The 20,966-nt window shown below is 66.7% G+C and carries 22 protein-coding genes; 10 read left to right on the top strand and 12 right to left on the bottom strand.

Annotated features, from left to right (window positions below):
• From NL2_RS09255 to NL2_RS09225, 7 genes are all read right to left on the bottom strand, one after another.
• On the bottom strand, window positions 1–293 hold a 293-nt coding region (locus tag NL2_RS09255), incomplete at its 3' end, for a twin-arginine translocase TatA/TatE family subunit (protein WP_068073973.1).
• A 157-nt stretch (window positions 294–450) separates the two neighbouring features.
• On the bottom strand, window positions 451–1,092 hold the full coding sequence (scpB, locus tag NL2_RS09250) for an SMC-Scp complex subunit ScpB (RefSeq protein ID WP_084356001.1): 642 nt from the start codon (window positions 1,090–1,092) through the stop codon (window positions 451–453).
• Window positions 1,089–1,904: a segregation and condensation protein A gene (locus NL2_RS09245; RefSeq protein ID WP_068073971.1), complete on the bottom strand. Its 816-nt coding sequence runs from the start codon at window positions 1,902–1,904 to the stop codon at window positions 1,089–1,091. Before NL2_RS09245 ends, scpB begins: the two co-directional genes overlap by 4 nt.
• Entirely contained in the window at window positions 1,904–2,929 is a 1,026-nt protein-coding gene (gene nagZ, locus NL2_RS09240) for a beta-N-acetylhexosaminidase (RefSeq protein ID WP_068073969.1), read from the bottom strand. The genes NL2_RS09245 and nagZ overlap by 1 nt, the downstream gene beginning before the upstream one ends.
• Window positions 2,930–3,152: 223 nt before the next feature.
• Complete coding sequence (locus NL2_RS09235) at window positions 3,153–4,046, bottom strand: SPOR domain-containing protein (protein ID WP_084356000.1); 894 nt, start codon at window positions 4,044–4,046, stop codon at window positions 3,153–3,155.
• A gap of 2 nt (window positions 4,047–4,048) precedes the next feature.
• A complete protein-coding gene (gene argS / locus NL2_RS09230; RefSeq protein ID WP_068073967.1) occupies window positions 4,049–5,815 on the bottom strand; it encodes an arginine--tRNA ligase in 1,767 nt (588 codons plus the stop codon).
• 159 nt (window positions 5,816–5,974) lie between these two features.
• A complete protein-coding gene (locus tag NL2_RS09225) occupies window positions 5,975–6,649 on the bottom strand; it encodes a hypothetical protein (RefSeq protein WP_068073965.1) in 675 nt (224 codons plus the stop codon).
• A 123-nt stretch (window positions 6,650–6,772) separates the two neighbouring features.
• On the opposite strand from NL2_RS09225, the gene ispH reads away from it, so the two are divergent.
• From ispH to rnhA, 3 genes are read left to right on the top strand one after another with little or no spacing between them, the layout of a single operon-like run.
• Entirely contained in the window at window positions 6,773–7,780 is a 1,008-nt protein-coding gene (gene ispH, locus NL2_RS09220; RefSeq protein ID WP_084355999.1) for a 4-hydroxy-3-methylbut-2-enyl diphosphate reductase, read from the top strand.
• 15 nt (window positions 7,781–7,795) lie between these two features.
• On the top strand, window positions 7,796–8,794 hold the full coding sequence (gene thrB / locus NL2_RS09215) for a homoserine kinase (protein ID WP_068073961.1): 999 nt from the start codon (window positions 7,796–7,798) through the stop codon (window positions 8,792–8,794).
• Window positions 8,791–9,249, top strand: a complete 459-nt coding sequence (rnhA, locus tag NL2_RS09210) for a ribonuclease HI (protein WP_068073959.1) — start codon at window positions 8,791–8,793, stop codon at window positions 9,247–9,249. Before thrB ends, rnhA begins: the two co-directional genes overlap by 4 nt.
• 120 nt (window positions 9,250–9,369) lie before the next feature.
• Here rnhA and NL2_RS09205 read toward each other — a convergent pair whose 3' ends face one another.
• The 3 genes from NL2_RS09205 to NL2_RS09195 form a co-directional block, all read right to left on the bottom strand.
• Complete coding sequence (locus NL2_RS09205; RefSeq protein WP_068073957.1) at window positions 9,370–9,552, bottom strand: YegP family protein; 183 nt, start codon at window positions 9,550–9,552, stop codon at window positions 9,370–9,372.
• A gap of 89 nt (window positions 9,553–9,641) precedes the next feature.
• Complete coding sequence (locus tag NL2_RS09200; protein WP_068073955.1) at window positions 9,642–10,772, bottom strand: NAD(P)/FAD-dependent oxidoreductase; 1,131 nt, start codon at window positions 10,770–10,772, stop codon at window positions 9,642–9,644.
• An 8-nt stretch (window positions 10,773–10,780) separates the two neighbouring features.
• Window positions 10,781–11,887 (bottom strand): alpha/beta fold hydrolase, encoded by a 1,107-nt coding sequence (locus NL2_RS09195; protein WP_084355998.1) that lies wholly within the window; start codon window positions 11,885–11,887, stop codon window positions 10,781–10,783.
• Window positions 11,888–11,967: 80 nt separating this feature from the next.
• On the opposite strand from NL2_RS09195, the gene NL2_RS09190 reads away from it, so the two are divergent.
• The 7 genes from NL2_RS09190 (at window position 11,968) to NL2_RS09160 (ending at window position 19,329) form a co-directional block, all read left to right on the top strand.
• Window positions 11,968–12,462, top strand: a complete 495-nt coding sequence (locus tag NL2_RS09190; protein ID WP_068073953.1) for an A24 family peptidase — start codon at window positions 11,968–11,970, stop codon at window positions 12,460–12,462.
• A gap of 64 nt (window positions 12,463–12,526) precedes the next feature.
• Window positions 12,527–13,561 carry a Flp pilus assembly protein CpaB gene (gene cpaB / locus NL2_RS09185; RefSeq protein WP_068073952.1) on the top strand — a complete coding sequence of 345 codons (1,035 nt, stop codon included), beginning with the start codon at window positions 12,527–12,529 and terminating at the stop codon, window positions 13,559–13,561.
• A gap of 1 nt (window position 13,562) precedes the next feature.
• Window positions 13,563–15,263, top strand: coding sequence for a type II and III secretion system protein family protein (locus tag NL2_RS09180; protein WP_068073949.1), 1,701 nt, complete (start codon window positions 13,563–13,565; stop codon window positions 15,261–15,263).
• A 14-nt stretch (window positions 15,264–15,277) separates the two neighbouring features.
• Complete coding sequence (locus NL2_RS09175) at window positions 15,278–15,958, top strand: CpaD family pilus assembly protein (protein ID WP_068073947.1); 681 nt, start codon at window positions 15,278–15,280, stop codon at window positions 15,956–15,958.
• 3 nt (window positions 15,959–15,961) lie between these two features.
• Entirely contained in the window at window positions 15,962–17,245 is a 1,284-nt protein-coding gene (locus tag NL2_RS09170; protein ID WP_068073945.1) for a P-loop NTPase family protein, read from the top strand.
• An 88-nt stretch (window positions 17,246–17,333) separates the two neighbouring features.
• The gene (locus NL2_RS09165; protein WP_068073943.1) at window positions 17,334–18,305 is read left to right on the top strand and encodes a type II secretion system F family protein; all 972 of its coding nucleotides are present in this window, start codon (window positions 17,334–17,336) and stop codon (window positions 18,303–18,305) included.
• 19 nt (window positions 18,306–18,324) lie between these two features.
• Window positions 18,325–19,329: a type II secretion system F family protein gene (locus NL2_RS09160; protein WP_068073941.1), complete on the top strand. Its 1,005-nt coding sequence runs from the start codon at window positions 18,325–18,327 to the stop codon at window positions 19,327–19,329.
• Window positions 19,330–19,448: 119 nt separating this feature from the next.
• Here NL2_RS09160 and NL2_RS09155 read toward each other — a convergent pair whose 3' ends face one another.
• Both NL2_RS09155 and NL2_RS09150 read right to left on the bottom strand, forming a co-directional pair.
• On the bottom strand, window positions 19,449–20,456 hold the full coding sequence (locus tag NL2_RS09155; protein WP_068073940.1) for a fumarylacetoacetate hydrolase family protein: 1,008 nt from the start codon (window positions 20,454–20,456) through the stop codon (window positions 19,449–19,451).
• Window positions 20,453–20,911, bottom strand: coding sequence for a MarR family winged helix-turn-helix transcriptional regulator (locus NL2_RS09150; protein WP_068073938.1), 459 nt, complete (start codon window positions 20,909–20,911; stop codon window positions 20,453–20,455). The genes NL2_RS09155 and NL2_RS09150 overlap by 4 nt, the downstream gene beginning before the upstream one ends.
• Window positions 20,912–20,966 lie beyond the last annotated feature (55 nt).

The following is a 20,966-nucleotide window of genomic DNA, read 5'->3' as shown; positions in this document are numbered from 1 at the left end:
TCCCCGCCGGTGGCCGACGGAACCGGAGCCGCCGTGGCGGGCGGAACGGCGGCACCCACGGCGGGCGGCGGCACGTTCGCTGGCCCGGGCACGGTCTGGCTGACCGGCGGCGCGTGCTGCAACTGCTGCGGCGGCGCGGTCACGGGACGGTCGGTCTCGTCGGCCATGCCTTCCTTGAAGCTTTTCACGCCCTTGCCGAAATCGCCCATCATTTCGGAAATGCGACCACGGCCGAACAGCACCAGCACGACAAGCGCGACGATGATGAGGTGCGGCAGGGAAAGGCTACCCATGTCAAACTCCTGAATGTCCCGTCGCCGCCCGCTCCTCTGTCAGACCACTTTCCGGCTGCTGCGCGTCATCGCGTGAAAGCCAGGATGCAGTCCGTCGACAGGCTCGGGACAGGCGTAATAGTTTACCAATGTAGGAGATAACCGGCGCGATGGCCAGTCAATCGCTCTCGTCATCCGTCATGGCCGCTTCGGCTAACCCTTCAGGGCCAGCCGCGTGGCCTTCGGTGTCGTTCGGGCTCAGTTCGGTGCCGGTCAGCGTGGCATAGGCCTCGTCCACCGGATCGAGCAATCCGGCGGCGCGCAGCTCGTCGATACCCGGCAGGTCGCGGCGCGAGGCGAGGCCGAAATGGCTGAGAAATTCGGGCGTGGTGGCATAGATCACCGGCCGACCCGGCGCCTCGCGCCGCCCCGCCACGCGCACCCAGCCCGCCTCGAGCAACACGTCGAGCGTGCCCTTGGCGGTCTGCACGCCGCGGATCGCCTCGATTTCGGCGCGGCTGACGGGTTCGTGGTAGGCGATGATCGCCAGCGCCTCGGTCCCCGCGCGCGACAGGCGGCGCGTGTCGTCGCGTGTCCGCCGCAGCAGGTGCGACAGGTCGGGCGCGGTCTGGAAGTGCCAGCGCCCGCCACGTTCCACCAGCTCGATCCCGCGCCCGGTATACGTTGCCGCAAGCTCGGCCAGAGCATCTGTCACCAGCGCACCGCCGAGGTGGGCCGAAAGCGCCTGCGCGGTCATCGGCACTTCGGCGGCAAACAGCGTCGCCTCGACCGCGCGGACGAGGTCGTCCGGTGTACTCACCGCTTGATCCCGCGCAGCATCAGCGGGCCGAACACATCGTCCTGCGACAGTTCGGCGCGGCCCTGCTTGGCCAGTTCGAGCGCGGCGACGAAACTCGACGCCAGCGCCGAGCGGCGCAGCTTGGGATCGTCCCACCCCGCATCCTCGCGCGATGGCACGAAACTGCGCAGTTCCAGCCAATCGAGCGAGACGCCCAGCATCGCCGAAACCCGCGCCAGCGCCGATTCGAGCGTCATCACCGCGCGATCGCGTACCATGTGCACCACCGGGCGGGTGCGCGCCTTGACCTGGCCATAGGCGTGCACCAGCGCGAACCAGTCGCACTGCCAGGCGTTGCGCCGGTCCACCCGCAAGCCCTCGGGCGCACCGCGCAGGAACACGTCGCGGCCCACGCGATCGCGCGCCATCAGCCGCGCGCCCGCCTCGCGCATCGCGCCCAGCCGCTGCAGCCGCAACTGCAGCCGCAGCGCCAGTTCCTCGGGGCTGGGTTCCACCCCTTCCTCGCGCGGAAGCAGCAGCAGCGATTTGAGGTACGCCAGCCACGCCGCCATCACGAGGTAGTCCGCCGCCAGTTCCAGCTTCAGCGCGCCCGCCCGGTCGATATAGCCGAGGTACTGGTCGACCAGTTCGAGGATCGAGATCGTGCGCAAGTCGACCTTCTGCCGCCGCGCAAGATCGAGCAGCAGGTCGAGCGGCCCCTCCCAGCCGTCGAGCTCGAGATAGAGCGCGGCATCGTCGGTGACTGCCGTGGCGACGCCATCCCAGCCGTCGTCGCCCGAAAACAGCGCGGCGGCGGCGGCGGCATGATCCATCAGGCGCGCGCCACGTGCGCCAGCAGCGCGTCGCGCGTGGCGAACAGCGCGGCCTGCCGCTCGATCGGCGCGGGTTGCGTAAAATCGCTGGTGAGCGCCAGCGCGCGGTCCAGCCGTTCGTGCGCCTTGGCGGTCATCGCCGGGAGGGCCCTGGCCATATCGACCATGTCGCGCATCTCGGCCCAGCAGTTCAGCGCGATGTCGCAGCCTGCCGAAATGGCGCGCAGCGCGCGTTGCGGCACCGATCCCGACAGCGCGTCCATGTCGAGATCGTCGGTCAGCAGCAGCCCGTCGAACCCGATGGCCTTGCGGATGACCTCGCGAATGACCTTCGACGACAGCGTCGCCGGGTTGCGTGCATCCCACGCGGTGAACAGCAAGTGCCCGGTCATCGCGATCGGCGCGTCGGCGAGCCGGCGAAACGGCGCGAGATCGATCTCCAGTTCGGCAGCAGAGGCGGTCACCGTAGGCATCGCCTTGTGCGTATCGGTGTTGGTGCGGCCATGGCCGGGCATGTGCTTGACCACGCCAGCCACCCCGGCGCGCGCCAGCCCGTCGAGCGTGGCGCGGCCCAGCGCGGCGACACGCAACGGTTCGGAACCGAGCGCGCGATCGCCGATCACGTTGTGTGCGCCGGGCTGACGCACATCGAGCAGCGGCAGGCAATCGACCGTGATCCCCGCTTCGGCCAGATCGAGCCCCAGCGCCTCGGCATTGGCACGCGCGGCCTCGATCGCGCTGGCAGGCGCAATGTCATAGAGCCGGTCGAACACTTCGCCCGGCGGATAGGCGGCCCACACCGGCGGCTTCATCCGCGCGACGCGGCCGCCTTCCTGGTCGATGCAGATGAACGTGCGGTTCCGCCCGTGAAGGCCTCGCAGGTCATCGGTCAGCGCGCGCAGCTGTGCGCGGCTTTCCACGTTGCGCCCGAACAGGATGTAGCCCGCAGGATCTGCATCGCGGAAGAACGCGCGCTCGTCGGCAGTCAGCGTGTGGCCCGAAAGCCCGAAGATGGCGGGAAGCATGGCGCGAATCTGGCGAATTCAGCGCGGCGGGGCAAGTCCGCAGGTCCACGGACGTGTGGATAGGGCGATGCGCGCAGGGCTGGAACGCGATCACCTTTCCCCAAACCCGACTGTGCTGAGCCTGTCGAAGCACTGCCCTTTTCTGCTAACGAAGCTGAAGGGAAGGACATTCCTTCGACAAGCTCAGGACGAAGGGGATTTGAAGCAATCCCAAACCATCAAATCAGCGCTTTACCTGGCACTTGAGCCCGGCGCCCTGCAGCTTGCCGCACAGCGCATCCGCCGCCGCGCCATCGGGTGCCAGCGCCTGGAGCCGGAACACGGTGCCGATGTCGGCCTTGCCCTCGACCACGCGGTGGCTCACGCCTTTCAATGCATCGTAGTGGCCCGAAAGCTTGGACCAGGCGGTCTGCGCCGCGCCCTCGCTCGAGAACGCACCGACTTGCACGCCGACGCCACCGCCAGAAGCAGGCGCGGCCGCTGCCGGAGCCGCATGGCCCGAAGCCGCCGCCGCGTTGGCGGCTGCCGCTGCTGCCGCGCCCGAGGCAGACGCTGCCGTCGACGACTTGCCATCGTGTGCTGCCGCAGTGCCGCTGCCCGCAGCGCCCGCGCCAGCCGCCGAAGATGCCGTGCCTTCGCCAACTTTGCCGGTGGGGTGCTGGCCTTCGCTGACCTTGAAGCTGGAATCGCCGGTGCCTTCGAAGGTCTTGCCGCCGGGATTGGCGGGCGCGACCTTGTAGGGTTCGTTGCTCGCTTCGATCAGACTGCCGTCGGCGTCGCGCCCCAGGCTGCCGCGATGGGTGAACCAGTACAGGCCGCCGACCAGCAGCGCCAACGCGACCAGGCCGAGCACGACGAAGCCGACGATGCGGCCCGAATCGACGCCGTCATCCTCGCTATCGACATCGTCGGCGGATTCGAGCCACGGCAGTCGTTCCTCGTCACCCAGCGCAAGACGATCGGTTTCAGCCGCGACATGATCATGCGCCACGTCGAACGGCGTCGTTTCCAGCGGCTCGCCACCGGCGGCGTGCTCGACTTGTTCGGCGGGTGTTTCCGGCTGATCGCCGTTTTCCCATTCCTCGCGACCATCTCCGCCGCCGACCCCGTTTATCATTTTTACAGCTCCTGTGCCGCGATCACCCCCAACAGGGCGAGCCCGTTTGCCGCAACCTGCCCGATGCGCGCGGCAAGATAAAGCCTCGCGCCGCTGAGTTTACCATCCTGTGCCACGATGAACCGCTTTTCCGGGCGATCGTTGCCGACATTCCAGTAACCATGGAACGCAGCAGCCAGATCGTCGAGAAACGTGGCGATGCGATGCGGCTCGCGCGCGGCGGCAGCGCTTTCGACCACGCGCGGGAACTGCGCGGCAATGCGGATCAACGCCAGTTCTTCTTCGCCCAGCAGCTCCAATGCTCCGGCATCGGGGGCAAAACCCTCGACCGCACCCTTGCGCAATGTCGAACAGATCCGCGCGTGGGCGTACTGCACGTAAAACACCGGGTTCTCCTTGGACGCTTCCACCACTTTGGCGAAATCGAAGTCCATCTGCGCATCGGGCTTGCGCGTGAGCATGGTGAAGCGGACCACGTCCTTGCCCACTTCATGCACCACGTCAGCCAGCGTCACGAAATTGCCCGACCGCTTCGACATCTTCACCGGCTCGCCATCGCGCAGCAGCTGGACCATCTGCACCAGCTTGATCTCGAATGGCTTGGGCTTGTGCCCGTCCGCCCCGGTCAGCGCGGCGACCGCCGCCTTGATCCGCTTGACCGTGCCGGCATGGTCCGCGCCCCAGATGTCGACCAGCGCATCGGCGCTTGCGGCTTTCTGGAAGTGATAGGCGAGGTCAGCGCCAAAATACGTCCAGTTGCCGTCCGACTTCCTGATCGGGCGATCCTGATCGTCGCCGAACTTCGTCGAACGGAACAGCGGCAGTTCCACCGCCTCCCAATCCTCGAGCGTCTTGCCCTTGGGCGCCTCGAGCACACCGTCATACACCAGATCGTGCGCGCGCAGCCATTTCTCCGCCGCCTCGGGCTTGCCCGCTGCCTGCAGTTCCGCCTCGGAGCTGAACAGATCGTGGTGAATGTCGAGCAGGGCGAGGTCGGCGCGGATCATCACCAGCATCGCGGCGACGGCGCGGGTGCGGAACAGGACGAGCCAGTCGCCTTCCGGCGCGGCGGCGTATGCGTCACCGAACTCGGCAGCGAGCGCCTGCCCGACCGGCACCAGATAGTCGCCGGGGTAGAGGCCTTCGGGGATTTCGCCGACCGCCTCGCCCAGCGCCTCGCGATACCGGATGTGGACCGAGCGCGCGAGCACGTCGACCTGGGCGCCGGCATCGTTGACGTAGTACTCGCGGATCACTTTGTGTCCGGCGAATTCGAGCAGGCTCGCCAGCGCATCGCCCACCACCGCGCCGCGGCAGTGCCCCATGTGCATCGGCCCGGTCGGGTTGGCCGAGACATATTCGACGTTCACGACCATGCCGCCGCCCATCGCCGAGCGGCCATAGTCCGCACCCGCCGCCTCGATCGCGCGCAGCTCGGCGAGCCATGCCGCATCGTCGAGCCGCAAGTTGATGAAGCCGGGACCGGCGATGTCGGCCGAAACGACCTGCGGCGCGGTGCGCAACTGCTGCGCCAGCGCCTCTGCCAGCGTGCGCGGGTTGGTGCCGGCGGGCTTGGCCAGCACCATCGCGGCATTGGTGGAAAGATCGCCATGGCTGGGATCGCGCGGCGGTTCGCACGTGACCGCGCCGCGCGGCAGGCCTGCGGGCAGCGTGCCGGCAGCGACGAGCGCATCGAGCGCGCCGTCGATCACCTTGGCGAACGCGGCGTGAAGGTTGGCGGGAACTTCGGACAGGGCGGTTTCGGACATGGATCGCTCGCAGAAACGGGTGCGTCCCCGCGCAAGCGGGGAAGAAGTTGGCGGCGCTCCCGCGAAGGCGGGAGCCTCAGGCCTGGGGTCCCCGCCTTCCGGCTTCAAGCCGGGAGTTTACCCCGTGCTGGTCGAGGGGCGGGGACGCAAGGACTATACCTAGCGCGTGGCGTTGTAAGCCAGCTGCTTGTCATCGAGCTGGAAGCCGACGAGCAGTTCGAAGCTGGCCTTGGCGATCGCGGTGCGCACCTCGGGCTGGGCCAACGGATCGATCGCCGCATCGGCATCGCCCGCGCGTCGCTTGCGCGAGAGCTTCTGGCGGATTTCCTCGGGCAGCGTGGCTTCGGCGCGATCGACATAGGCGGCGGCCTCGGCCTTGCCGGTCGCGCGCGCCTGGCCGTCGGCGAAATCGATCGCCACGGTGCCCACGCGCTTGGAAATCACGGCCGAGCCGCCACGGATGACCGACGAGAAGAACGGCAGCTCGACATGGCGCGCGCCGCGCGTATCGGCGCGGCGAGCCAGCACATCGAACGTGGCGACGGTATAGAGCTTGTCGGTGGTGTCCGAACACGTGCTGCGCAAGTGCGTCATCGCCGCCACCACGTCGATCGCGGCGGCGTCGGTGCTGCCGGGCACGGTGAACGTGGTGATGTCGCCGGTATAGTCGGGAATGCCCACGGTCGGGCACGGATTGCGCAGCGCGGTCACGCCGACGCTGTCATCGACCACGAGATCGCCCTTCTTGTTCGCGCAACCGGCCAGGGCCGCAGCGAGCAGCGGAACCCCGATCAGGGCCCCGATCAGGGCAGGACGGCGATGGCGTGCGATCATCGAAAGAAATCCTCCAAGCGGCGGTGCGCAAAGCTGGCCACCCTCTAGCCAGCGCGCACTACCTGTAGCAAGGCCGTTCGGCAATGGTTCCAAGCCGCGCCGGTCGCTGCTAAGGGCTGGGCGATGAACCCCAGCTTTCCAGACTCCGCCCCAGCCCCTGCAGCAGACTCCGCCGAGTCTGCCCACCCCGCCGCGTTGCCCGCGCTGCGCCTGCTGATCGCCGCCCCGCGCGGTTTCTGCGCCGGCGTCGATCGCGCGATCGAGATCGTGGAGCGGTCGATCGACCGGTTCAAGGCCCCGGTCTATGTCCGCCACGAAATCGTGCACAATCGCTTCGTGGTCGATGCGCTGAAGGCCAAGGGCGCAGTTTTCGTGGAAGAACTCGATGAAGTGCCCGACGGCGCGCCCGTGGTGTTTTCCGCGCATGGCGTGCCCAAGGCGATCCCGGCCGAGGCGACCAAACGCGGGCTGGACTGGCTCGACGCCACGTGTCCACTGGTGAGCAAGGTGCACCGCCAGGCCGAACGGCAGGTCGAGGCGGGCCGCCACATCATCTTCATCGGCCACGAAGGCCACCCCGAAGTGATCGGCACGTTCGGTCAGGTTCCCGCCGGATCGATGACGCTGGTCGAGACGATCGATCAGGTCGAATCGATCGAATTCGCCGATGACCTGCCGCTGGCGTTCCTGACCCAGACCACGCTATCGGTCGATGACACCGCCGAGATTGTGAAGGCGCTGCAGGCGAAGTTCCCGCGCATCGTCGCGCCGCGCGCCGAGGACATCTGCTATGCCACGTCCAACCGCCAGGCGGCGGTCAAAGCCATCGCGGCGGATTGCGACCTGCTGCTGGTGATCGGCGCGCCCAACAGTTCCAACTCGCTGCGGCTGGTCGAGGTGTCCGAACGCAACGGCACGCCGTCGCGGCTGATCCAGCGGGCGAGCGAAATCGACCCGGCCTGGCTCGACGGGATCTCCACGCTGGGGCTGACCGCAGGCGCTTCGGCCCCCGAAGTGCTGGTGCGCGAGGTGATCGACCGCATCGCGCTGTGGCGCAGCGTCACCGAGGAAACCGTGACCACCACCGAAGAACACATGACCTTCAAGCTGCCGCGCCAGCTGGCCGGCTAGGACTTCGTTCAGGCCATGGCGGTGTATACGCAGATCGGCGCGGAGGAGATGGCCGCGCTCGTCGCCGAATTCGGCGTGGGCACGCTGGTGTCCGCCAAGGGCATTGCCGAGGGAGTATCCAACAGCAACTGGCTGATCGAGACCACCGGAAGTCCCGCGCAGACCGGAGCGGCGCATGCGGGCGGCTCGCGCTTCATCCTGACGATGTACGAATTCCGCATCGAGATCGAGGACCTGCCGTTCTTCCTCTCGCTGCTCGATCATCTCGCCGCGCGCGGCTGCCCCGTGCCGCGCACGATCCACGATACCGCAGGGCGTCTGTTCCGCCTGCGCGGGGAAAAAGCGCTGGCGCTGATCGAATTCCTGCCCGGCGTCTCGGTCAGCCAGCCGTCACCCGCGCAGGCCCACGCAGTCGGCGCGGCGCTGGCGCAGATGCATCAGGCCACGCGGGATTTCGCAGGGACGCGCGCCAATGCGATGGGCCTTGCCGAATGGCGGCGGCTGGCAGAAGCCTGCGGGCACGACGGGCTGGAACGCATCGATCCGACGCTGGCCGGACTGGTCGAGCGCGAACTGCCGCTGCTTTCCGCCGCATGGCCGCAAAACCTGCCGGCGTGCGTGATCCACGCCGACCTGTTTCCCGACAACGTGCTGATGCTGGCCGACCGCGTGACCGGGCTGATCGACTTCTACTTCGCCTGCACCGATCTGGCCGCTTACGATGTGGCCGTAACGCACGCCGCGTGGTGCTTCGATGCCGATGGCCGCAACTTCCGCCGCGACTTGTCCGACGCGCTGATCGCAGGGTACGAAAGCGGGCGACCGCTTGATCCGCAAGAGCGCGCTGCCCTGCCGCTGCTGGCGCGCGGCGCGGCGCTGCGCTTTACCATGACCCGCGCCTACGACTGGCTCAACACGCCGCCCGGCGCGCTGGTCACGCGCAAGGATCCGATGGCGTTTGCCCGGCGGATCGATTTTTACGCCGATCCGGCCAACGCAGATTGTTTTTCATGACCGACGCAGCGACCACCGTGCTCAAGCATGTCGAAATCTTCACCGACGGCGCGTGCAAGGGCAACCCCGGCCCCGGTGGCTGGGGCGCGATCCTGCGCATGGGCGAAAACGAGCGTGAGTTGACCGGTTCGGATCGCGCCACCACCAACAACCGCATGGAGCTGATGGGCGCGATCCGCGCGCTGCAGGCGCTGAAGGCACCATGCCGGGTCTCGCTGCACACCGACAGCAAGTACGTAATCGACGGCATCACCAAATGGGTGTTCGGCTGGCAGAAGAACGGCTGGCGCACCGCCGATCGCAAGCCGGTCAAGAACGACGACCTGTGGCGCGAACTGGTGACGGCGGTGCGGCCGCACAAAGTCGAATGGATCTGGGTGCGCGGCCACGACGGCCACCCCGAGAACGAACGCGCCGACAAGCTGGCAAGCGACGCCGCACTGGCCGTGGCATGAAACGGCGTTGCACGGTCTCGTCGTTCCGGACTTGATCCGGGACCGCAGGCGAGAAAGCGCCGGCCGGCCAGCGGTCCCGGATCAAGTCCGGGACGACGCCGACTTCGACAGGTGGCGGGCCTACTCGGCCGACTTGTCGACCACTTCGGCGCCGGGGCCGTTCTTCAGGATCGATTCGATCGCGCTCTTCGCGCTGGCCTTGCTGGAGTAGCCTTCGGTCCAGAAAATTGATTCCGCATTGTAGCAGAAATAGGCGACGAACTCGCCCTTCTTGTTTTTCCTGATTTCAAAACGATGCGCCATCGGACGATCCCCTTTCTGTGTGTTCCAAGAAGCCGCAGAATAGCAGCCGCGTGGCTGGATGGTAGAGGGAAATCAGGGCTGCCGGGGCATCAAACGAACCGGTTCGGTGCATAAGTCGCCGCATCGAGCGGTGCGGTCATGGCATCGCGCGGGGCGCTCAGCAGCAGCTGTGCCGCCAGTCTCGCCGCTGCCGGAGCCGTCTGGATGCCGAAGCCCCCCTGGCCTGCAAACCAGAACAGGCCTTCGCGATCCGGATCGAAGCCATAGACCGGCAAACGGTCCGGGGCGAAGCTGCGCAAGCCCGCCCAGCGCCGCTCGACCGCCTCGATCCGCCAGTCGACCACCTGTTCCATCCGCGCGATCGCGGTGGCGACGTCCCATTCCTCGGGTGCGGCATCGCGCGGCACGTCGGGGGTTTCATCGTGGGGCGACAGCCACAGCCGCGCGCCTTGCGGCTTGAAGTAGAAGTCTTCGTTGATCCCCAGCGTCAGCGGCAGGGTCGATGGCGGCGCCGGATCGCAGCGCAACTGCACCACGGTGCGGCGCAAAGGTGCGATACCCAGCGGCCGTGCGCCTGCCAGTTTCGCCACCGGATCGGCCCACGCGCCTGCCGCGTTGACCAGCAGCGCCGCGCGCACGGCGCCCTCACCGGCAGCGCCGCCGTTCCAGCCCAGCCGCCACATGGCGCCTTCGCGGTTCGTTTCCGTTACGCGGGCGCGCGTCTGCAGGGTGACGCCAAGGCGGCGGCATTGCGCAAGGTAGTGCTGGTGCAGCCCCGCCACGTCGATGTCGGCGCAGCCCGGCTCCCACGCCGCACACGTCCATTCGGGCCGCAGCCCCGGCACCCGCGCTTCCATTTCGGCGCGAGACAGCAGCCGGATGTCCGCACCCACGGCGGCAAAGCGCGCGACGAACGCCTCGACCTTGGCCCGGTCGTCCGCGCGTCCGATGTTGAGCGCGCCGCGCGGACTGAGAAAGCCGTTGTCGGCCAGCCACGGGCCCGAAGCCATCGTCAGCGGGAAGACGCCGGGGCCGCCGTAGCTTTCCTCCCAGAACGCCGCCGATCGTCCGGTGGTGTGATAACCAGGCGCATCCTCGGCTTCGAGCAGCACGATCCGCGCCGTCTGGCCAAGGTCGGAGGAAATACCGGCGATTTCCGCAGCGATGCTCGCCCCGGCAATCCCCGCCCCGACGATCGCGATGTCGCAGGTTTCGGCCACGCGCCGGATCAGCGGGGCGTAGCCGGTTGCGCGGCCCGCTTGCGTGCCGGCTTCTTGCGGCCCGACGTCTGTGCCAGGGCACCGGATGTCACTGCAGCGGCCGTTGATCCGGAATCCGGCGCTGATGCCAGACGATCGAAGAAATCGTCGATCGTGTGCAGCACGCGGTCGCGCACCTCATCGACTTCGCGCAGCAGTTCGTGGCGCGCTTCCTTGCCCCATATGACCAGCTGTGCGCGCGGCAGACGGCGCGCCGCACGCTTGATCGCGGAAAACCCGACCAGCCCGTCGTTGCGCGTGGCCAGCATCAGCACCGGCGTTTCGACCGCTTCGAGCACGCCGGGCGCGTCCAGCCCGCGCATCGAGGCATAGGCCCGCTCGACCCAGCGCCAGCTACCGGGGCCCATCGCCAGCTCGGGCCGCGCCGCGCGCCAGGCGATCTCATCGGCATAGCGATCGGCATCATGCGTCAACAGCGCATGGCGCCGCGACGGATCGGCACCGGGCTTTTCGCTCGATTTCCAAGCCACGCGTTCGGGATTGCCCAGCCGCGCCATCATGCGCGCCACGCCGTGAAGCAGCGCTGCGGGGCCAGGCGTCAGGAACCCCAGCATCGGCGCCACGAGCACGGCCACCATCGGATCGATGCGTTTTTCGGCCAGCGCGCGCAGCACCAAGTGTCCGCCCATGGAATGACCGACAATCACTTGCGGGCCGGGCGCCGTGGCGGACCATTCCGCCCAGAACGCCGCCAGATCGGCGATCCACACCGAAAAGTCTGGGACATGGCCCGTCAGCGGATCATCGATGAAGCGGCCCGAACCGGCTTGTCCGCGCCAGTCGAGCGCGGTCACCCGCCAGCCGGCGCGATGCCAGTGATCGAGCGTTTCGAGGTACTTCTCATAGAAATCCCCGCGCCCAGGCACGAACAGCAACGATCCGCGCGTGCCACCCGAAACGGGCGCATCGTCCGCCCCCAGCGATGCCATGGCCGATGCGGCGCGCGCAGGCACCCCCGGCCAGTCGATCCGTCGGATGAGCTCGCCATCGGGGGCGACCCATCGCGTCTCGCTCGCCTCGGCGGGAATGGCCCGACGGTCGAATATGCCTTTCATGCCCTTGCGCGTCCCCGTGGCTGTTGCGCCTTAGATGCCTTGGTTACCGTTTGGTAAGTCATCATCGCTATTGCGTCCCCATGCATGGGGGAAATCTCGTTTACGGGTTGGTCTGTGGCTTGGCAATCGCGCTGCTGATTGCTGCCTTCACCGACTTGCGTCGCCGCCAGATAGACAACTGGCTGAACCTCGCTGTCGCGCTGGGTGCGCCGCTATTCTGGTGGGCCACCGGGTTGTCGTTATGGCCCGGGGTCGCGTTCCAGGTCGGCATCGCCTTCCTCGTGTTCCTCGCGCTCGCAGCCATGTTCGCGCTGCGCGTGATGGGTGGCGGCGACGTCAAGCTGCTGACTGCGCTGGCGCTGTGGCTGCCGTGGCAGCCTTACGTGAAATTACTGGTGCTCATGTCGCTGCTCGGCGGCGCGCTGACCATCATCCTGGCGGCCTGGCACCTGATGCACCGCCGCACCGACAAGCTGAAGATCCCCTACGGCGTGGCGATTGCCACAGCCGGGCTGTGGATTCTGGGCACGACGGACTGGACCGCGCTGCATTCTGTAGTCGGCTCGGTTGGGTAAACGCTAATTTAACCATTTTGCCCGAAGGATGCGGGCTGTTCTTCAAGGGGCGGGAAGTTAAGCCATGGACAAGAAAAAGCTGATGCTGCTGTTGGGGGCGCTGATCATCGCGATCGGGACCGGCATTGCTGCACGTAGCCTGTTTCTGGGTGCATCGTCGCCGCAGGCGGAAGCCGCGGCGAAGGCAGCCAAGGGACCCAAGGTCATGGTGGCGCAACGTGCGCTGCCGGTGGGCACCATCATCACTGCGGACGCCATCGGCTTCCAGGAGTGGCCGAAGGAAATGGTCCAGGACGCCTACTTCATCGAAGGCCAGGCCGACATGTCGAAAATGCTCGGCACGGTTGTACGCTTCCCGATCACCGCCGGTGAGCCGGTAACGCAAGGCTCGCTGGTCGCGCCGGGCGACAGGGGCTTCCTGGCCGCTGCGCTGTCACCGGGCATGCGGGCCGTGACCATCCCGGTTTCGGCGCGCACCGGCGTCGCCGGGTTCGTGTTTCCGGGTGACCATATCGACCTCGTGCTCACACAGTCGGTCAAGGCGACCGATTCGGGCATGCCGCTCAAGGCATCGGAAACGATCCTCAAGAACCTGCGCGTCCTCGCCACCGATCAGTCGACCGAACAGGAAACCGTCGAAGGCAAGACCCGCGTCCGCACCTTCAGCACGGTGACCGTCGAAGTCACGCCCAAGATCGCGGAAAAGATCGCGGTGGCCCAGACCATCGGCACGATCAGCCTGTCGCTGCGCTCGATCTCCGACAATTCGGCCGAACTGGAACAGGCGCTCGCCACCGGCGAGGTCAAGATCCCGGCCGGCACGAGCAAGGCCGACGAAGAAAAGCTGCTCAAGGCCGCGATGAACAAGCCGATCGACAAGAGCACCACGTTTGTCACCGGTGGCGATGTGTCGCGCTTCCAGCGCAGCTCGGTGCCCACGATCGTCCCGGCGGCGGCACCTGCGACTTTCTCGCCGCCCACCAACTACCCGACGCCATCGTTCCGTGGCGGCGCTGGCCCGGTCACGGTCGCTCGTGGACCCATCGTCCACGTCACCCGCGGCAAGACCACCGAAGACGTCGCGGTCGGGGGAAACTGAGATGACTGACCACAGCAACGCGCTTGCAGGGGGCAAGACAATGAAACGCCGACTGACCCATACGATGCTCACTGCGGCCCTGGTCGCAGCGCCCCTGGCGCTGCTGCCCGCCCTGGCTCCGGCCAGCGCCCAGACCGTGCAACGCCCGGCCCGCGACATCGTCCTTTCGATCGGACGCGGCGAACTGGTGACGGTGCCCGGCAAGATGAGCGACGTGTTTGTCGCCAACGAGCAGATCGCCGACGTCCAGGTGAAGTCCACCAACCAGCTCTACGTGTTCGGCAAGGCCGGTGGCGAAACCACCGTCTATGCCAGCAACAGCCACGGCGATGTGGTGTGGTCGGCCAACGTCCGCGTCGGCTCGAACATCGACAGCGTGGACCAGATGCTGCACCTGGCGATGCCCGACGCGAAGATCAACGTCGCCACGATGAACGGCACCGTCCTGCTGACCGGCATCGTTGCCGCGCCCGAAGACGCTGCCGAAGCCGAACGCCTGACCAAGGCTTTCGTCGGCGACAAGACCAACGTCATCAGCCGCCTGAAGATGGCGACGCCGCTGCAGGTCAACCTGCAGGTGCGCTTCGCCGAAGTCAGCCGCTCGCTGGTGCGCGATCTCGGCGCCAACCTGGCGACGCGCGATACCTCCGGCGGCTTCCTGTTCGGCGTATCTCGCGGAACCCGGGCGCCCACCATCACCGGTGGCAACACCGCCGGCCTGCCGCTGCTCGATCCGTCGAAGACGCTGGGTTATCCCGCCGGTACGTTGCCGTTGACCCCGTTCAACCCGGCGACCGGGCAGTTCATCGATCCGCGCACGACGTTTGGCTTCACCGGCAACTCGGCTGGCACCACCGCGCTCAACCTGGCGGGTCACCTGCTGGGCATGGACGTGGCGACCGCGCTCGACATCGGTGAGAAGATCGGCCTGGTGACCACGTTGTCGCAGCCCAACCTGACCGCGCTTTCGGGCGAGACCGCCGATTTCCTCGCGGGCGGTGAATATCCGATCCCGATCAGCCAGGGCCTTGGCACCACCGCGATCGAATACAAGCGGTACGGCGTCAGCCTGTCCTACACGCCGACCGTGCTGGCCAACGGCCGCATCTCGATCCGCGTGCGGCCCGAAGTGTCCGAACTGTCGAGCCAAGGGGCGGTCACGCTCAACGGCTTCCAGGTTCCGGCGCTGACCATCCGCCGCGCCGAGACGACCGTGGAGCTGGGTTCCGGCCAGAGCTTCATGATCGCGGGCCTGATGTCGAACAGCGCACAGCACACCATCGAAAAGGCGCCCGGTCTTGGCGACATGCCGATCCTGGGCACGCTGTTCCGCTCGACCAACTTCCAGAAGGGCGAAACCGAACTGGTGATCGTGGTGACCCCGTACCTGGTCAACCCGGTCAACGCGAACGACATCAAGCTGCCGACCGACGGCTACCAGTCGCCCAACGAGATCCAGCAGGTTCTCGGCGGAATGGACAGTGACGGCAAGTCCGGCAGCGATCGGCCCAAGCCGACGCAAAAGGAAGGCACCGTGCAGGGCGGCCCCAAGGTCGGCGTGCTCGATACGCCGCCTTCGCCCAGCACGCCGCAGCAGTCGGCCGATGCCAAGCCCGATACCAAGAAGGGCAAGCGCTCGCGCGGGTCCGATCGCCAGGCCAGCGCCGCCGATGCCGCCGCGCCCGGCTTCAGCCTGAACTGAGAAAGGGAAAGACCATGCCCAAGACCTTCCTCAACACCGCCAAGACGGCGACATTGGCCAAGCCACTCGGCGCCGCGCTGCTGCTGTCGCTGGGCCTGTCGCTCGGCGGCTGCGGCGGATTGCCGCAGAACCGCACGCTCGAAAGCGTCCACCAGCCGGTGGTCCAGCGCGACAGCTACGTGTTCGACGTGAACACCCTGCCCGGCGGTGGTGTGTCCGGCCCCGAGCAGGGCCGCCTCGCCGGCTGGTTCGATGCGATGGACTTGCGCTACGGCGATCATGTTACCGTCGATGACCCGATGCAGTCGGCCGTCACGCGTGCCGCGATCGAAGCGGTGGCCTCGCGCCACGGCATCCTGCTCGGTGATACCGCGCCGGTCACTGCAGGTTACGTCAACGCCGGCAGCGTCCGCGTCGTCGTCTCGCGCCTGACCGCCGAAGTGCCGCACTGCCCCGACTGGTCGGGCAAGAGCGACACCAACTTCAACAACGCGACGTATGGCAACTACGGCTGCGCGTCCAACAGCAACCTGGCCGCGATGGTCGCCGACAAGGAGCACCTGATCCGTGGCGCCACCGGTAACGGCGAAACCTCGATCATGAGCTCGACCAAGGCGATCGATTCCTACCGGACGGCCAAGCCGACCGGCGAAGGTGGCCTGAAGGCGCAATCCAGCCAGAGCGGGGGTAACTAAGTCATGAGTGCGCACTGGAAAAATGGTGGCAACCGCGACACGTTCGCCGCCTTCATCTGCGACGAGGCATCGCTCGATACTCTGCGCCCGGTCGTTGTCGACATGGGCTGGCAGCCGGAAAAGTGCAACAAGGGCGGATTGCGCAACGCGATCCAGTCCCTGTCGATCGCGGCCAGCCCCAACATCCTGCTGGTCGATCTTTCGGAAAGCGGCGATCCGCTGAACGACATCAACGCGCTGGCCGAAGTCTGTGAGCCGGGCACCGTGGTGATCGCGGTGGGCCAGGTCAACGACGTGCGGCTGTATCGCGACCTGATCGGTTCGGGCATCCACGATTACCTGCTCAAGCCGCTTTCGGCCGGGCAGATCCGCGACACGCTGGTCCAGGCCCAGGCGATCTTCGCCGCGCCCAAGAGCCATGATGCCGGCGTGGCCAAGCGCCACATCTCGACCGCCGTGGTCGGAACGCGCGGTGGCTGCGGTGCCTCGACACTGGCGACCTCGCTCGCCTGGCTGTTCAGCACCGAACACAAGCTGCCAACCGCGCTGCTCGATCTCGACGTACATTTCGGCACCGGCGCGCTGGCGCTCGACCTCGAGCCGGGCCGCGGCCTGACCGACGCGATCGAGAACCCCAGCCGCATCGACGGGCTGTTCATCGAACGCGCGATGATCCGCGCCAACGACCATCTGGCGATCCTGTCGGCCGAAGCGCCGATCAGCTCGCCGCTGATGACCGACGGCAGCGCGTTCATCCAGCTGGAGGAAGAATTCCGCCACGCGTTCGAGATGACGATGATCGACCTGCCGCGCAACATGCTGATCAACTTCCCGCATCTGCTGGCCGATGTGAACGTCGTGGTGCTCAGCACCGAGATGACGCTGGCCGGCGCGCGCGATGCGATCCGCCTGCTGTCGTGGCTCAAGGCCAACGCCGGCCATGCGCGCGCCATCGTGGTCGCCAACAAGGTCCACGCGGGCATCGCCGAAATCAGCAAGTCCGATTTCGAGGCCTCGATCGAGCGCAAGATCAACTTCACCGTGCCTTATGACATCAAGGCAGCGGCCAATGCGGCCAAGCTGGGGCAGACGTTTGCCGAAGCCAACCGCGGCGCGAAGTCGGCGCAGGCCATCCGCGATGTGGCGCAGGCCGTGCTCGGTTCGGTCGATGCCGAAGGCGCGACCGTGATCGACAAGGCAGGTACGGGACGCAAGTCGTTGCTGGGCAAGTTCGATCTCAAGAAGATGATGCCGAGCAAGGGCAAGGCTGCGGCAACGGCCCAGTGACGGGACCCGTGGCCTCTGACGGAACCGAGCGCGCCGCCTTGCGGCCTGCCCGGCCCGATGGTGAACCGGTAACAAGGCAGGACCACCGATGAGCATTATCCAACTGCCGCTGATGATGGCCGGCATCTTCGCGATGCTGATCATGGGCTACCTGGCTTTCGCCGGACCGTCGGTGAAAAAGGAAGGCAACCGGCGCCTGCAGGCGGTACGCTTCCGGCATTCGGACAGCGCGACCGACAAAGTCGAGGCGCAGTATCGCAAGGCCATCGCCTCGCGCAAGCCGAGCGCCTACCGCATTGCGGGCTCGGGCAGCCGGATGGAGGCGCTTGAACTGCGCCTGCACCGGACGGGCAAAGGCTGGACGGTGTCGCAGTACATGTACGTCTCGGGCGGCATCGCCACCGCGCTTACGGCCATCATCTACCTGAAGACCGGCGCGCCGCTCCTCGGTCTTGGCGCAGGCTTGCTGGTGGGCCTTGGCCTGCCGCATTTCATCGTCAACAAGGCGATCGCCCGGCGCATCAACCAATTCAACGTGCGCTTCCCCGATGCGCTGGAGCTGCTGGTACGCGGCTTGCGCTCGGGTCTGCCGGTGACCGAGACGCTAAACGTCGTCGCCTCCGAACTGCCCGGCCCGGTGGGCCAGGAGTTCAAGCTGGTGACCGAACGCATCCGCATCGGCAAGACGATGGAAGAAGCGCTGCAGAACACCGCCGACCGGCTCAACACCGCGGAATTCAACTTCTTCTGCATCACCCTTGCGATCCAGCGCGAGACGGGCGGCAACCTGGCCGAAACGCTCTCGAACCTGGCCGATGTGTTGCGCAAGCGCGCGCAGATGAAGCTGAAGATCAAGGCGATGAGCTCTGAATCCAAGGCTTCGGCCTATATCGTCGGCTCGCTGCCGTTCATCGTCTTCGGGCTGATCTATTCGATCAACCCGGTCTACCTCGGCAAGTTCTTCATCGATGACCGGCTGATCATTGCCGGCTGTGGTGGACTGACGTGGCTGGCGATCGGCGCATTCATCATGGCCAAGATGGTCAGCTTCGAAATCTGATCGACAGGGAACGTTCGAAATGGTGCAGACTCCGCCCCATCCCACGCTGCTAGGCGTCGACGTGATCCTGGTGGGCACGTTCCTGGTCGCGATCGCTGCCCTGGCCGTGATGCTCGCGGTCTATGCCGCGGTCACCGTGCGCGATCCGATGACCAAGCGCGTCAAGGCGCTCAACGACCGCCGCGAACAGCTGAAGGCGGGCATCGTCACCGCCAACGCCCGCAAGCGCGCGAGCCTGGTTCGCAAGAACCAGACCACCGACGCGATGAAGGACTTCCTGTCCAGGCTGCGCGTGCTGCAGGACAGTCAGGTAACAACCGTCACGCAGCGGCTGGCGCAAGCCGGCATCCGCAAGAAGGAATACGCCGTCGCGGTCATCTTCGGCCGCCTGATCGGACCGATCGTGCTCGGCATCCTGGCGGGCACCATGCTCTACTGGGTGCACTTGTTCCCCACCTGGGGTGCATTCAAGCGCTTCATGGCGTTCGCTGTCATGGTCATCGCCGGATACAAGGCGCCCGACTTGTTCGTGACCAACCTGGTCAACAAGCGCACCGGCATGATCCGCAAGGGCCTTCCCGACGCGCTCGACCTGCTGGTCATCTGCGCCGAGGCCGGCCTGACCGTCGATGCCGCGTTCGGGCGCGTTGCCCGCGAACTGGGGCGCGCCTATCCCGAACTGGGCGACGAATTCGCCCTGACCGCGATCGAGCTGGCCTTCCTGACCGAGCGGCGCTCGGCGTTCGAAAACCTCGCCTATCGCGTCAACCTCGATTCGGTGAAGGGCGTGGTCACCACCATGATCCAGACCGAACGCTACGGCACGCCGCTCGCCTCTGCGTTGCGCGTCCTCTCGGCCGAATTCCGCAACGAACGCATGATGCGCGCCGAGGAAAAGGCCGCGCGCCTGCCGGCGATCATGACGATCCCGCTGATCCTGTTCATCTTGCCGGTGCTGTTCATCGTGATCCTTGGCCCTGCGGCCTGCGCGATCAGCGATCAGTTCATCAACCGCAAGGTGTGAGGAACGGGTTGGAGCCGAACCCCTGCCGCGACGATGTCGTGGCGGGGGGACAGCCTTACTCCCCACCGTCGTCCCGGATCAGGTTCGGGACACGTCATCCGGCATAGCCCGGCCCAAACTCACCCCTTCACGACTTTCTGCTCGATCGCGCCAAACAGGCTGTGGCCCTTGGCATCGCGCATCTCGATGCGCACCGTGTCGCCCCAGTGGAGGAACGGCGTGGTCGCCGCTCCGCCCGCGATCTGTTCGACCGTGCGCAGTTCGGCGATGCAGCTGTAGCCCCGCCCGCCTAGCGCCACCGGCCGTCCGGGCGATCCATCGGGATCGCGGTTCGACACCGTGCCCGATCCGATCAGAGAGCCCGCACCGATCCGGCGCGTCCTGGCCAGATGCGCGATCAGCGTGCCGAAATCGAACGTCACGTCCTCGCCTGCCTCGGCCCGGCCGAACGGCTTGTCGTTGAGATCGACACTGAGGGGCAGGCTGAGCTTGCCGTCGGCCCAGGCGTCGCCCAGCACATCCGGGGTGACGAACACCGGCGAGAAATGGCTGGCGGGCTTGGACTGGACGAAGCCGAAACCCTTGGCGAGTTCGCCCGGGATCAGGTTGCGCAAGCTGATGTCGTTGACCAGCCCGACCAGCCGGACCGCGCCAAGCGCCTCGTCGCGGCCGGCGCTCTGCGGCACGTCGCCGGTCACCACCACGATCTCGGCCTCGAAATCGCAACCCCACGCTTCATCGGCCAGCACGATCGGATCGCGTCCGCCGCGCAAGTCGTCACTGCCGCCCTGGTACATCAGCGGATCGGTCCAGAAACTGTCCGGCAGTTCCGCCCCGCGTGCCTTGCGCACCAGTTCGACATGATTGACGTAGGCGCTGCCGTCGGCCCACTGATAGGCGCGCGGCAGCGGCGCGGCCGCCTCGCGTTCGTGGAACCGCCGCATCGGGATCGCCTCGTGCGCAAGGTCCACAGCCAACGCTTCGACCGCGGGCGCAAAGCGCTCCCACTCGTCGAGCAGGCCCTGCAGCGTGGGAACGATGTGATCCGCGTCGGCGTACCAGGCCAGGTCGTCGGATACTACGATGAGCCGGCCGTCGCGCCCCTGGGGCAACGAGGCCAGCCTCACTTCGACGGGCCTTCGATCGACCGCACCGATTCAAGAAGTTTGTCGAGCATGGTTCGCAACTTTTCCTTCTCCCGCTGGCTCAGGCAGGCGAAGATGCGTTCTTCCATCTCCACTGCCTGCGGCCAGATCTTGCCGTGCATATCCTTGCCGGCAATTGTCAATTCGAGGTGGTGCGAGCGCCCGTCGGCATCGTTGGGACTGCGCTGCAGCAGGCCCCGATCCTCCAGCACCTTGGACGCGCGGTTGACCGCCACTTTGTCCATCAGCGTGGCGCGCACCAGCTGGCGCTGGGTCAATGGCCCGGCATCGCCCAGCACCGCCATGATTCGCCATTCGGGAATCTTGAGGCCGAACTGCAGTCGATAATCATCGGCGATCAGGCCACTTACCGTGTTGGACGTGATCGCAAGTCGGTACGGAATGAAATCGGCGAGGCGGGTGTCGGTTCCGGGCATGGAATCGTTACTAGTGTAACTTTGTCCGAGCGCAAGTGTAACTTTGCCGTAGCGG

The organism is Novosphingobium lentum NBRC 107847 (assembly GCF_001590965.1).
Classification (GTDB): domain Bacteria; phylum Pseudomonadota; class Alphaproteobacteria; order Sphingomonadales; family Sphingomonadaceae; genus Novosphingobium; species Novosphingobium lentum.
The sequence above is the reverse complement of the archived record's forward strand: the minus strand, read 5'-3'. Positions and strand labels throughout refer to the sequence as shown.